General features: G+C 41.1%; 9 protein-coding genes. 5 read left to right on the forward strand and 4 right to left on the reverse strand.

Annotated features, from left to right (window positions below):
* Positions 1-353: 353 nt before the first annotated feature.
* The 3 genes from dapB to VB714_RS25220 are packed head-to-tail and all read left to right on the forward strand — an operon-like array spanning position 354 to position 2,991.
* On the forward strand, positions 354-1,181 hold the full coding sequence (dapB, locus tag VB714_RS25210) for a 4-hydroxy-tetrahydrodipicolinate reductase (RefSeq protein ID WP_323227819.1): 828 nt from the start codon (positions 354-356) through the stop codon (positions 1,179-1,181).
* A gap of 53 nt (positions 1,182-1,234) precedes the next feature.
* The gene (locus VB714_RS25215) at positions 1,235-2,137 is read left to right on the forward strand and encodes a phosphate/phosphite/phosphonate ABC transporter substrate-binding protein (RefSeq protein WP_323227821.1); all 903 of its coding nucleotides are present in this window, start codon (positions 1,235-1,237) and stop codon (positions 2,135-2,137) included.
* Between the two features lie 14 nt (positions 2,138-2,151).
* Entirely contained in the window at positions 2,152-2,991 is an 840-nt protein-coding gene (locus VB714_RS25220; protein ID WP_323227823.1) for a phosphate ABC transporter permease, read from the forward strand.
* 17 nt (positions 2,992-3,008) lie between these two features.
* Here VB714_RS25220 and VB714_RS25225 read toward each other — a convergent pair whose 3' ends face one another.
* The 4 genes from VB714_RS25225 to thrS form a co-directional block, all read right to left on the reverse strand.
* Complete coding sequence (locus VB714_RS25225) at positions 3,009-3,359, reverse strand: hypothetical protein (protein ID WP_323227825.1); 351 nt, start codon at positions 3,357-3,359, stop codon at positions 3,009-3,011.
* A gap of 203 nt (positions 3,360-3,562) precedes the next feature.
* Positions 3,563-4,834 carry a glycoside hydrolase family 3 N-terminal domain-containing protein gene (locus VB714_RS25230; RefSeq protein WP_323227828.1) on the reverse strand — a complete coding sequence of 424 codons (1,272 nt, stop codon included), beginning with the start codon at positions 4,832-4,834 and terminating at the stop codon, positions 3,563-3,565.
* Positions 4,831-7,161, reverse strand: coding sequence for a CHASE2 domain-containing protein (locus VB714_RS25235; RefSeq protein ID WP_323227829.1), 2,331 nt, complete (start codon positions 7,159-7,161; stop codon positions 4,831-4,833). The genes VB714_RS25230 and VB714_RS25235 overlap by 4 nt, the downstream gene beginning before the upstream one ends.
* A gap of 8 nt (positions 7,162-7,169) precedes the next feature.
* On the reverse strand, positions 7,170-9,005 hold the full coding sequence (gene thrS, locus VB714_RS25240; RefSeq protein ID WP_323227831.1) for a threonine--tRNA ligase: 1,836 nt from the start codon (positions 9,003-9,005) through the stop codon (positions 7,170-7,172).
* Positions 9,006-9,862: 857 nt separating this feature from the next.
* Here thrS and VB714_RS25245 point away from each other — a divergent pair.
* Both VB714_RS25245 and VB714_RS25250 read left to right on the forward strand, forming a co-directional pair.
* Positions 9,863-12,517: an HsdM family class I SAM-dependent methyltransferase gene (locus VB714_RS25245; protein ID WP_323227833.1), complete on the forward strand. Its 2,655-nt coding sequence runs from the start codon at positions 9,863-9,865 to the stop codon at positions 12,515-12,517.
* Positions 12,510-13,151 carry a hypothetical protein gene (locus tag VB714_RS25250; RefSeq protein ID WP_323227836.1) on the forward strand — a complete coding sequence of 214 codons (642 nt, stop codon included), beginning with the start codon at positions 12,510-12,512 and terminating at the stop codon, positions 13,149-13,151. The genes VB714_RS25245 and VB714_RS25250 overlap by 8 nt, the downstream gene beginning before the upstream one ends.
* The last annotated feature ends 366 nt before the right edge of the window (positions 13,152-13,517 follow it).

A 13,517-nucleotide genomic window follows, 5' to 3' on the forward strand; every position in this document is an offset into this window, starting at 1 on the left:
ATGGTTCTCAAAATATTGGTGCGAGATATTGGGCTTGGAAACGCAAACTGGCGCACAGAAATGGTTGTCAGTTGTCTGATGGCAAAAGTTCCTCAGACAAACGGAGAATGCCCGTCACTCTCTCTACGCTATGGGAGAGTGAAGCCCCTCATCTATCCGTAGGATGATGAGCGGGTGCATTCACCTATTATAAATTGAACAGGTGCATTAAAGATAATCGGCGAATTCATTGTTCTTTCTCTTCATTCTCAATAACTTTAAAGACTTCCACAAGAAAATATATTACAGCGATCGCCAACATGACTTGCGAGTTGTAAAATAAGATTTGGCCTGAAACTAGCGAGAGGAAAAGAATGGTTAACGAAGCAGCAATTCCCGTCGTTGTCAACGGTGCGGGGGGTAAAATGGGTCGAGAGGCGGTTAAAGCTGTGGCCCAAGCCGAGGGGATGGTCTTGGTGGGTGCAGTGGACCTCAACCCCAACCTATTAGGACAAGATGCGGGAGTCGTTGCAGGGTGCGGTGAACTGGAAGTTCCTATTCTGAATGATTTACAAAGTATTTTAGTGGTGGCGACCCAGGAAGAAATTCAGGGGGTAATGGTGGACTTCACCCACCCCGACGGCGTTTACGACAATGTCCGCAGCGCGATCGCCTATGGGGTGCGCCCAGTAGTGGGAACCACGGGACTAACCCCAGAACAAATCAAAGAGTTGGCGGAATTTGCCGAAAAAGCGACAACGGGTGCCTTAATTGTGCCTAATTTCTCCATTGGCGTGATTTTAATGCAGCAAGCCGCACTCCAAGCTGCGAAATATTTCGATCATGTCGAAATTATCGAACTGCACCACAACCAAAAAGCCGATGCACCAAGCGGGACGGCGATTAAAACGGCGCAAATGCTGGCAGAATTAGGAAAAACCTATAATCCCCCCTCCGTAGTAGAAACAGAACACTTAGCGGGGGCGAGAGGAAGCGTTGGTGATGAAAATATCCGCATTCACAGCGTGCGTCTCCCAGGACTTATCGCCCATCAAGAGGTTCTGTTTGGTTCTCCTGGTCAAATTTACACCTTGCGCCACGATACCAGCGATCGCGCTTCCTTCATGCCAGGGGTTCTCCTCGCCATTCGCAAGGTTACTGAATTAAAATCCTTAGTATATGGGTTAGAAAAAATTCTTTAATTGGGTTGCATCTTCGTGAAAATCTCCAGATATTAACAATTCCTCTAGCAACCATGATAAAACGAAGAAATTTTCTGCAATATTCTCTGCTTTTTCTGGCTGGCTGCACCACAGCCAGCCAGAATTCCGATCGCAATACGACCCATAAAATCAGCAACTGGCCGACAAAATTGCATTTTGGCATCAGCGATGTGCAGGATAGAGAAATATTGGAGCGAGACTATGCTACTTTTCGCATGAGGCTCGAAGAGGTACTCGAAACCACAATTGAGTTAGTGCCTTTAGATAATATCGTTGCAGTCGCTCCTACCATGCTGGCGGGGGAGTTAGACTTAGTTTGGGCTGGACCATCAGAATATGTCGTTTTATCCGCCAGGGCCAAACCTGTCCCCCTTGTCACCCTCAAACGACCAGGATATCGTACCGTAATTGTGGTTCCCCAAGAGAGCGATATTCAGTCTTTAGCAGATTTACAGGGGAAAACCCTTGATATTTGGAAAACTGGTTCCACTTCTCATTTAGGAACTGCGGCACTTTTTGCCGAGAAAAACCTACAAATTCAATCCGATCTCAAACTTGTTCACCTCGATCCACAAGCGCAATTAGCCAATTTGCAGGCTGGAAAAATCGATGCTTTTGCACGGGGATACACTTCCTATCTCACGATGCTGGAAAAAGCAGGGTTATCTGAGGACGAACAAACTCGTATTATTGCGAGTACACCAGAATGGCCGGGAGATATTTTTGTCGCCAGTAACCAGCTTGACCCAGAGATCGTCACGGAGATGCGATCGCGGTTGTTAGTGGGTCAGAAACAACTGGTAGAAGCAATTCTCGCCATTGAAGACTTATCAACTCGGTTTGAAGGTGCTTCGATGGAGGTTGCTGAGGATTCGGATTATGATTATATGCGCCAGGCCTACAAGGCGATCGGTCAAGAAAGTTTAATTCAGTAAATCTTATTTTCCTCATGCTGATTCCTATCACCCGCGAGAAATTTGAACAGTTAGTCCCCTCCATCGCCACGGGATCGCAATATGCTGCGGTTTGGGGTACCGTGAGGGATGTTTTGCGACGACTATTAATCTCTTTTGTGGGTGTGATTGTCCTTTTCGTCTTAGATGTTCTTTTTGGGGGAGTTGCTCAAGGATTTAAGTTTATTTTGGGGATTGTTTTCGGCTTTTATTGGTTGTGGTCTCCTGTCTATTGGGCGAGTATCAAAAATGCTTCCTATCGGAAATGGCGCTATAGTGGCTTTTGGCGAGGGCGGGTGTTAGATACTTTTATTACGGAGGATATCATCGATGAGGCGGAAAGTTTTAACCGTTTGGGAGATTTGGTCATTGTCGAAAATCGCGAACGCCGTATTAATGTAGAAATTGGTGATAAAGAAGGATTTAGAACGATTATTAAGGCTCCTCTGCAACGCATTCATAAGGCGATCGCGCGGGGACAACCGGTAGAATGTTTAGTGATGTCCAACGATCCCGATCTGGAAAGTATTCGAGAGGTTAGCGATGTTTATATTCCCAGTCAAGACCTTTGGGTAGGGGCTTATCCTTGCTTGCGTCGGGACTTTTTTCTGGCTATGCGGGAGGATCTGCGCGATCGCTACGGGAAGAAAAGTTCTCGCACTACAACATCTCCATCATCTCAGAAAAACCGCCCCCCTCGCCGTCCCTCCCCCCCTCGTCGGTCATCGGAGGAGAGTCGGAGAGGCGATCGCGACTATGCAGAATTGCGACGACGCAGACAACGAGAAGATCGACGCAGGGAAAGGGCGACAAGTCGTAAAAGTGAAGACGATTAAATCCAGTCAAAACCTCACTAATCTATCCCTGGAAAAGACTCAACAAACTCTATTTCAAGATCGGGAAAACTGTCCACGAATTTAATTTTAAAATCGGGGAAATGTTCCACAAATTGCCACTCTCCGCAATCATCAGGAAATGAAGTAACGGTTTTAACTTTGAGATCGGCAAAGGAGGTGACAACCTTAACTTTAAAATCAGGGAAATTCTCAACAATTTGCACTTTCCCAGACAATTTTTTGCCACGATAGGTACAAGTTTGTGCGTCGATCGCCGCATCAGCCAGTGCGGAAGGAGTAATAAAAAGAACGCTCAATGCGATCGCGCCGATTTTAATTATGCTAAAAGTATTTTGCATAGCAATCATGGGGAAAAACACTGGGTTTTAAGAAAATAATTTCTATCTCTTCGTAAAAATGCAGGGTTTTCCTCCATTTTACCCCTTTTTCTCTCGTTTGATTCCATCTTTTTTCTTCTCTAATCCTTGTAGAGCAGTCTTTTTACTTTTTATCAGCAAACCCTAATTAAGTAATGAGCGATCGGCGATCGCTCATTACTCCTTGAACATGACTACCGAGTTCCTGTTGGTTGCAGTCTATGCCCTTGAAGTAAACTTGCCATTGCTTCATAATATAGATCGGGATCGTAGGCAATTAAAAGTAGATCGACTCCCGAAATTAACGCCTTTTTAATTGCACCATTAATGCCTTCTGAACTTCCATAAACTGCTTTCATACAAAGATCGTCAGTAATTAAAATCCCGCGATATTGCCATTTTTCTCGAATTAATCCTCGAATGACAGGAGGAGAAAAAGAAACAGGATGTTGTGTATCTAATGCCATTAATTTTGCGTGTCCTAACATTGTCCAAGCTGAAGAGTCTTTCATTATCTCGCGAAAAGGTATCCAATCATCTTGTTCTAATTCCTCTACGGATGCGTTTAATTCTGCATCTGCGACATGAGTATCATTTTCAACTCTTCCTAAGCCTGGAAAATGCTTAATCGTGCATTTTACATCAAATTGTACTAAGGTACTGCAGTACCATTTTGCCACCAATGTCACGATTTCACTATCATCAGAAATCGCACGACGATAAATTTGTGAATAGCGATCGCGCTGATTAACAACACCCTTATTCAAGTCTACCACAGGGGCAAAATTAACATTAATTCCCAGGTCTGATAATTCTCGACCTTGAGTTGAAGCGTATTCGATAACTGCTTTTTTTATGTTTTCGATGTTCTTTTCTTTCGCAACGATTTCCGAGAGAGAAGGTAAATAAGTTAAAGGAGGGGATAAACGAGAGACTATTCCTCCTTCTTGATCTGTGGCAATCCATAAAGGAGATAATCCTTGCGATCGCCTAATTTCCTGTAATGTTTCTAGTTCTGTTTTAATCTCCTCATAAGTTTTATTTTCAATATTTCTTGTTGTAATAAAAACTCCTGCGATCGCACGTTTTTCGACCAGTTTAACAGCATCATTAATATCCTTATAACCGACAATAAAATGTTTTCCGAATACTTCCAAACTTTCTACTTCTGCACCTAAAACAACGCGATATTTTTGCCAATAAAACTGCGCTTCATTCGCAACAGTAATCGTTAAACCAACAACACCGAGGAAGGCGATCGCAAAAGCCATTCCTTTTTGCAAATTCCAGGTTTTTTGTCGCAGTTGCAAACATCCCGAGAGAATAAGCAGAGAACTTCCTAACAAAAGAACGACTAAAATAATGTCTCGAATACTCGCTAAACTTGGCGTTCTCAATTGAGTTGAGAGAACAATTAAAACAATATTGATAATAATTTGCGCGATCGCTGCGATCGTAAAAATCATAATTTTTCGACACTCTCTAATTCTAATTCTGCCTTCTCTAATTCACCCTCTTCTAATTCTAACTCTTCAATGTCGAATTCATCCTCCCCTAATTCTAAATCTCCATTCATTTCCTTTGGCGTTTCATAAATTGATTTTTGAGGTAAAATGATTTCAAACTCTGAGTATTCTTGAGGAGAAGAACGAACCCTCACTTCCCCTTGATGGAGAGAAACAATCGTTTCTCGCGCTAAAGATAAACCCAGTCCCGTCCCTTCTCCAGTGGGTTTAGTCGTGAAGAAAGGCTCAAAAATTTTGTCTAAATTGTCAGGAGGAATACCAATACCGTTATCGCGAATGGTAATTTTAACGCGATCGCCCATCTCTTCAGTTTTGACCATTAAAATCGGAAAATAATCAGCTTCTCCTTCTAGCTTGCGATCTTTCATCGCATCAAAAGCATTGTGTAAAATATTAATAATTGATGTATTAAAACTTTGGGAAAAAACTAGCACGGGCTTGAGATTTGGATCGTAATCAACATCTAATTTAGCATCAAAATCGGCAATTTTTTCTTGAAAATTATGATAGGTTAGTTGAACCGCTTCTTTTAACAATTGATTGAGATCGGAAAGAGACGCATTTTCCGTTCCTCCCCCCGCATGACCGAGCATTCCATCAACAATTTTTTCAATTCTTTTGCCATTATGATGAATAGTTTTCACGCATTCTTTGAAATCTTCAATAATTTCATTAATATATTCCACCGCATCTTCTTCTAACTTAGAAGATTGTGCTTCCAACTCTTCTTCAAGGTCGTGGGTTAACTGTACCGTCAAGTCAGAAAAATTATTCACAAAATTGAGAGGATTGCGAATTTCATGGGCAATTCCTGCGGTTAAAGACCCCAAAGAAGCTAATTTTGCTTGAGAGATCATCTGGTTTTGAGCCGTTTGTAATTGATCTAAAGTTTCTTCTAACTGTACATTTGTTTCTCCCAACTGTACATTTTTAGTGTTCAATTCTTCCGTTCGTTCTGCAACTTTAATCTCTAAGGTTCGTGCATAGTCTTCAATGCGTTGATAAGAACGTTTTAAGTTTGCGATCAAAGTCGCTCCAATTTTAACGATCGCGCTTCCCGTTAAAGTCATTAAAGCAGGAGTCATGGGTATCCACCAATTGTTTAAAAAGATACCAAAAACCCCAAAAATAAGAACGCTGCTGGCAACCAGAAAACGAATCAGAGTGCGAATTGTTGATAATTTAGCCAGACCATCCACCGATCGCCAATGAGAAATCCCTAAAGCACCAATACCAGACCAAAGAAGGATCCACAGCCATTCTAAATACTCAGGTAAAGTCGAAATCAGCGATCGCTCTCCTAAAGCGGCTCCAATGATAAAACTGGTCACTTGAGCATTAACTTCTACCCCCGTCATCAACGTGGGTAAACCTGAAAACGGTTCGCTATAAGGTGTGAGAAAAAAATCTTTGAGACTGGGTGCAGTCGAACCGATAAAGACAACGCGATCGCGAAATAAATCTTCCTCAATGCGTCCTTCAAGAACATCCTGCATAGAAACAAAACGAAAACTATTTTCCGCAGCGCGATAGTTCAGTAAAACTTGATAGCCGCGATTATTAGCACGCATATATCCGCCATCATTAGCCTCAAAACGTTTAAAAATGGCTGGACCGATACCAAATTTTCCCTTATCTAGTATTTCAGGAGAAATACCTTCTGCTTCGAGATACATCCAAGCAAGTTTAAACCCCAAACTAAAAACTGTTTTGCCATCGGGGTCAGATAAATAGATAAAACCGCGCCGAATTTTGCCATCCACATCCCAGGGTAAATCATTAGCAGTAACCTGCTCCAATTCCGCTAAAACGGGAGGAGGAGGAATAATCACAGTGGCATTGTCTGAGGCCGTTTTTGTCGGCGCATCCCCAACAATTTTTTGAATTCCGATTAAATTGGGGGTCGATCGGGCAAATTCTAACCATTCCTCATGGCCGGGTTCCTTGACAAAATCGCGATAAATATCCAAACCGATCGCTCGCGGTTGTTGTGCTTTAATTTTTTCTAATAACTGAACGATTAAAGCATCCGAAAAAGGCCAATCTTCGACGGATTGTAAATCAGATTCATTAAACCCAACAATAACAATCCGCGAATCAGTGGCCAAGGGCGGCCGCAAGCGAGTCATTTGGTCGTAGACAGATAATTCGAGGAGTTGTAGGAGTCCCGTCAAGCGGACTAAGATAGTGAATCCGGCGACACCTCCTGCTACAATTGATTCTCCTCGCCATTGCCAGAAAAGTTTTTGGAACTTAGTCCATAACATGGTTTATCTCAAAGTTTTTCCTTGTTGCGATCGCAGGTTGTTAATTTGGCGATCGCCTCTTCTACGGACATAGTTCCCAAGTCTCCCGAAGCACGACTGCGAAGGCTTAAAGTATTACTTTCCACCTCTTTTGCCCCCACGATCGCCATAACGGGGATCTTTTGTTTTTCCCCATTGCGAATCATTTTAGCGAGACGTTCCCCACTGGTATCTATTTTGGCACGAAGTCCCACAGCCTGCATTTTGGCGACCACTTCTCGAGCATAATCTAAGAATTCATCGCTAACGCAGAGCAAGCGCAGTTGTTCGGGAGCCAACCAGAGGGGAAAATCTCCCGCGTACTCTTCAATTAAAATGCCAATCAGTCGCTCTAAGGAGCCAAAAGGAGCGCGGTGAATCATAACTGGACGCTGGCGAGAACCATCCTCCGCCACGTATTCTAATTCAAAGCGATCGGGCAAGTTATAATCGACCTGTACGGTGCCGAGTTGCCATTCTCGCTCGAGAACATCATGGAAGATAAAATCGAGCTTAGGACCGTAAAAAGCCGCCTCTCCAGGTGCCTCAAAATGCTCCATTTCCAAATGCTCTACCGCGCTGCGAATTGCATTTTCAGCCTTGTTCCAATTCTCTACCGAACCAATATATTTATCCGATTCTGGATCGCGAAAACTTAGCCTCGCTTTGAAGTTTTGCAACTGCAAACTATTAAAAACCGTGAGAATCAAATCTACTACACTGAGAAATTCTTCTTCAAGTTGATCGGGACTGACAAACAAGTGAGAGTCATCTACCGTAAAGCCCCGCACTCGGGTTAATCCCCCTAATTCCCCAGACTGTTCGTAACGATAGACCGTGCCGAATTCTGCGAGACGCATGGGAAGTTCCCGATAAGAGCGCATTTCATCCTTATAAATTTGGATGTGAAAAGGGCAATTCATGGGTTTGAGGACGAAACCTCGTTCCATCGCCGCCGACTCTGCATCCTCTGCCATCATGGGGAACATATCCTCTTTATAGTTCTGCCAATGGACGGAGATTTTAAAGAGGTCGGTGCGAGCAATGTGAGGGGTAACGACTCCGAGATAGCCGCGTTTTACCTGTTCTTCCTTGAGAAAATTCTCCAATAGCGATCGCACGATCGCCCCTTTAGGAGTCCACAGAGGCAAACCGGGTCCAACGGAATCTGAGAAGATAAATAAGCCCAATTGCTTACCTAACTTGCGGTGATCCCGCTTCAATGCTTCTTCCTTGCGGCGCTTGTATTCCTTCAGTTGTTCCGGGGTTTCCCAAGCAGTACCGTAGATGCGCTGTAATTGTTCCCGATTTTCATCCCCGCGCCAATAAGCACCAGCGACATTTTCAATGGCGATCGCCTTGGGATTCAATTCCGAGATACTTTCTAGATGAGGACCCGCACAGAGATCCCACCATTCCTCGCCAAGGTGGTACAAGCTAATCGAGTCCCCTTTAATGATATCCCGCAGGATTTCCAGTTTATAGGGTTCCTTAATTTCTTTGATGCGCTTTTCGGCTTCTTCCCGGCTGACTTCTTCGCGAATAACGGGGAGTTTCTGCTTAATAATCTTGTCCATCTCTTTCTTGATCGCCTTGAGATCCTTATCGGTAACGGGTTCGGGCTTATCAAAGTCGTAGTAAAAGCCTGTTTCTGTCCAAGGACCGATCGTTACCTGCGCTTGAGGAAAGAGTTTCTGTACCGCCATCGCTAAAACGTGGGAGGTGGTGTGACGGATGCGTTTGAGGGTATCTGATTCGCTGGTGCGGGGCAGGCGAATGGGGGGCTGTTGCTCTTGTTCTTCGGCGTTGGGTAACGGTTGATTCATATTCCTTATAATGCAATTCTGCGTTTCTCTATGATACGAGAAAATACGAGAAAAGAGGGTTTTGGCGATCGCCGGAATTGTTGATTTTTTGGAGAGGGAAGGGGCGATCGACAAGAAAAAACCTCGAATTAAAAATCCGAGGAAGTTAAAGATATTGTTTCGGCAAGGGCGATCGTTTCTTGCCTCGTGAAGCCATCGATGATACTCATCCCTGTTAAATTTAACGTATGATTTTATTGTAATTAAGAATACGTTCCATTACAATTTAGTAAATACATTCATTCTATCCCATTATGGGACTCCCGCTTTTCTGCATGGTAGAATTGAGGAAAATGACACAGCCTGGACTATTAGAACTCGCTCACGAAAAACTTTATTGGCCGCACCCCGAGCAAATTTGGACACCCAAGGGATCGGGTCCGAGAGTATATGCAGAATTAGTACAAAAAAAGATTGGTAAGGCGATCGCGAGAGAATTCAGTGAAGATGCGAGAGATGCAAAGTTTGGTATTCTGGCCGCAAATCCTGATGGGAATAGTACAGAAGCCCCGCTTGCTATTGTTTGTGAATTTAATAGACCTATATCTCCAGAAACTTTAAAGGAGACTTATCGTTTGGCATGGAGTTTTAGTCGAGCGCGATCGCTCATTACAGTAGAACCCAATGCGTTAAAAGTTTGGACGTGCTGCGAACCCGCATCAAAAGAAAATTTAGAAAAGCTCAAACCCGTTGAGGAAACAAATCGAGGATCTTTATCAGAACAAGCTGCTCGGGCTTTACATTGGGTTGATTGGGTATCGGGAGAGTTTTTTCAAAAGCGCAGCAAGCGTTTTAAAAGAAGTGGTGCTGCCGATCTGATGTTACTAGACAATCTGAAAGAACTGAGAAAAATATTAGACAACCAAAAACTCGATCTCGATACAATTCACGATCTTTTAGCAAGAGCAATTTTTATTCAGTTTCTAGCTCAACGCAAAGATTCAAGCGGTTGTGCTGCTTTGAATGAGGAGATTTTTAATGATTTATATCGAACTGGAATTTTATCGCAAAACTATCAAGAATTTGCTGAAATTTTAACCGATTTTGATGATACTTATCAGTTTTTTCGATGGCTGAATAGTAAATTTAATGGAGATTTATTTCCCGGAAAAGGCGCAACAGAAGCAGAAAGAGAAGCCGAATGGCAGGCAGAAATACACAAGGTAAAATCAGAGCATTTGAATTCTCTTGCGAATTTTATTCGAGGCGATCTAAGAATGAAAGATGGTCAACTATGCCTCTGGCCGCAATACTCATTTGATGTCATTCCTTTGGATTTTATTAGCAGTATTTATGAGGAATTTGTCAGCCCAAAAACCAATAAAAAATCCGATCAAAAAATAAGTAAAGGAGTTCACTATACACCTGAATATATTGTTGATTTTATTTTAGATGGTGTTTTAGAGTGGGAGGGTCAAGAATGGGACTTAAAAATTCTCGATCCTGCTTGCGGGTCTGGGATTTTTCTAGTGAAAGCATTTCAACGATTGGTTTATCGCTGGAAAAATAAACATCAGAAAAAAATAAATCCAAGCGATTTACGAAACTTGTTGCAAAATAATTTCTTTGGAGTCGATATTAATGCTCAAGCAGTTAGAGTAGCTTCATTCAGTTTGTACTTGTCTATGCTTGACGAGATCGATCCTCGCGAATATTGGGAAAATGAGGTAAGTTTTCCTGTTTTACGTGGTACAAGATTAATTGATGATGATTTTTTCAATGAAAATATTAAGGGACTTCGGACTCAAGGGGATCGAGAAAGTTATGATTTAATAATTGGTAATGCACCTTGGGGTAGAAATACTGTAACAAAATTGGCCGAACAATGGGCTAAAAAATATGAGTGGGAAACATCTTATGGTAATATAGCGCCTTTTTTCTTGCCTAAATCTATGGAATTAGCTAAAGTTGATGGAAAAATCTCTATGATGCAACCATCAGGAGCTTTAATTTTTAATCAAATTCAGACTGCACAAGATTTTAGACAGAAGTTATTTGCAAAATTCAAGATTGAAGAAATTGTGAATTTGTCTGCTCTTCGTTTTAGTCTTTTTAAAAAAGCGGCTTCTCCATGTTGTATTATTACTTTGTCTAAGAATGAACAAGATACAGATCCTTTTTTATACATTTGTCCCAAACCTTTAAAAAGTCAAGATGATGATTATTTTATCGTTATTGAACCCCAAGATATTAGTTTTTTGTCTCCTTACGAAGCGCAAACAGATCCTTTTATTTGGACAGCTTTGATTTGGGGAGGACGAAGAGATCTCGTTTTAATTCGCAATTTAAGTAAATCGATTACACTGGAAAAGCTAGAAGAATCTAATCAAATCATAAAACGTCAAGGTATTATTCGTGGTAATTTGCAAAAAAATCAATCTGTTATTGTAGGAAGACACATTTTAGAAGATGCAAAATTTTTAGATAAAAATTTCATTATTATTGATGTAGATCGATTACCGATTAATAAAGATCCAAGGACTGATTCTCGAGCTTCTACAAATTTTTCTGCTTTTGAGATGCCACAAATGATATTAAAACAAAGCTGGAAAAAAAAGATTGGTCGATTTCAAGCAGCAATTTCACGGTCAACTCAAAATCAAGCTGCTTTGTGTTCTAAAAGCTATGTAAGCATTCATTTTGAGAAAAATTCATCCTCAATTTGTGATGTAGCTTGTTTAACCTATAATAGTAAACTAGCTGTTTATTATTTGTTGTTATCAAGTGGTCGATTTGCTTCCTATAGACCTGAAGTAAACGTTGATGATTTGCTGCGAGTACCCATACCAAATTCTAACTTAGAAATACCAGAAAATATCAAAACTTATGATGATATTGATGGGTATATTCGTAAAGCCTTTGAATTTAAAGAGAGTGAATGGACATTAATTGAAGATTTATTTGCTTATACCCTTCCTGACTTTCAAGGCAACAAGAATTCACCCGGAAGACAACCAACTCACCGCAAAAAGCTAGAATCATCGCAAGAGATTCTAGAACCCGAGTTATGCCAATATTGTGAATATTTTATCAAAGTTATAAAAGCTAGCTTTGGTCAAGATAAATATGTTTGCGCCACCATTTTTCAAGAAATGGAAAAAAACGATTTACCTATTCGCTTAGTAGCCATTCATCTTAATAAATTTTTGCACGATGGTGTTAAAGTAGAATCTATTGACTCTATCGATCTAATCAAAAAAATGGAGACTTTAAATGAAAATTTTATAAAATCGCACAATGACACAGAAAATAGTATTTTTTATCAGCGTGTCGCTCAAATTTATGATTCCCTTGAAATTGAAAAGGAAATTGGAGGTGAACTTGAAAGAATAAAAATTCCGACAATTTATTTTGTTAAACCCGATCGCATTCGCTATTGGACTCGTTCTATGGCCTTGCGCGATGCGGATGAAGTTGCTGCTGACTTCATGAGATGGCACACAAAATTTAATATTGCAAATAATAATGGCTAAGAGAAACATCCAAAAAACAAAATCTTCCCCTCCTCTTATATTTACAGAATTCCTAAAGGTTTGGGATGAAGATGGTTCAAAAATCTTATTAGAACTTGTCTGGCAAGCCTACGATCTTCTCAAAGAGGAAAATTTAGCTCAATTAGATGAAAGATATATTACACAATGTTTAGAACCAAACATTCATAAAGTCATGAATGGATTCGAGCCTTTTTACATTCAGCATGGTCCTTATGAAAACGAAACAAAAAAACCTCCTCCAGCACAACCACCACAGCCCGATCTTGCCTTTATTTTAAATGAAGATCGAAGGAGTATGTGGCCATTAGAAGCAAAACTTTTACATTCTGATAAAGCTGTAGCTCAATATATCAAAGAAATTCATGACAATTTTTTAACCTGTCGTTATGCTCCATTTTCTGGTGAAGCCGCTATGTTAGGATATCTCCTTAAAGGAAAGGCTCAAAATGCTTTTGATGAAATTGCAAAAAAATTAGAATGTACTTTATTTCATTATCCTTATTTTTTAAAACGCCCGCACAAAATTTCAAAACACTATCGAGAAATACCGCAAGAGAAAAATTATCCTGAAAATTTTAAGTGTCATCATCTGATTATGGAAATTTTTACGTAAATTTCCTCAGAAACTCAAGATGAGTTAGCTTCTCAATGATTGACGTTTGGGTTTGTTTGAGAAAAGGTTAGTTTCCGAATTGCAAATTGATATACACTAGAGAGGATACAGAATTACCGAGAAGTTTGAGCAATAGTTCATTCTCCAAGCGCGATCGTCGCGAATTCCTTATTCTCTTGCTATGCTAGTGCGAGCATCTTGCCCGCTAATGCGTAAGTCCTATGGATATTAATCAATGCTTTGATTTGTATCGGAATTATTTCCGCGATCGCCTGGACAAACTCTTATAGTTAACTTTTGTAACAAGGCTTGCAGTTCAGGCGATCGCGTCACTTAAATCCCCCATTCAAAAATCGCAGCACCCCA

This window comes from Spirulina sp. 06S082 (assembly GCF_034932145.1).
GTDB lineage: Bacteria > Cyanobacteriota > Cyanobacteriia > Cyanobacteriales > Spirulinaceae > CCY15215.